Raw genomic sequence first — 440 nt, 5'->3', positions numbered from 1 at the left:
AAATATGTAATAGACTTTCCATATCTGTTAAGAGCCTTATTGGTTCGCGGGATCATTTTAAGAAAAAGACCGGAGGAATCCGCACATGCCTATTCAAAAATCTGGTGGGAAGAAGGTTCTCCATTAGTGGTCCTTTCAGAAAGGATGCGCAAAAAAGTTCAGCCTTTGGCGAATGTTCCCGTTTCGCTGGCAATGCGCTACGGAAGCATGACAATCGAAAAAGGGCTTCAGGAACTGAGCGATAAGGGAGTTGCAGATGTGCTGCTTTTTCCGCTGTATCCGCAATATGCAATGGCTTCGACTCTGACTATTTTGGCTAAAGCTGAAGAAATCCGCAAGAAGAAGTTCCCTCATATGAAATTTACAGATTTTCCGGCATTCTACAGCAGACCGGATTACATTAAGAATCTGGCCGATTCAATCCAAAAACATTTAGCCGG

Annotated in this window: 1 protein-coding gene; it reads left to right on the top strand. The window is 43.4% G+C overall.

Annotated features, from left to right (window positions below):
* Positions 1–39: 39 nt before the first annotated feature.
* Positions 40–440: ferrochelatase (locus OD917_RS22430; RefSeq protein WP_411970412.1), on the top strand; the 401-nt coding region annotated here is incomplete at its 3' end.

The sequence above is a fragment of the Flavobacterium sp. SH_e genome (genome assembly GCF_025717045.1).
In the GTDB taxonomy this organism is placed as follows: domain Bacteria; phylum Bacteroidota; class Bacteroidia; order Flavobacteriales; family Flavobacteriaceae; genus Flavobacterium.
The sequence above is the reverse complement of the archived record's forward strand: the minus strand, read 5'-3'. Positions and strand labels throughout refer to the sequence as shown.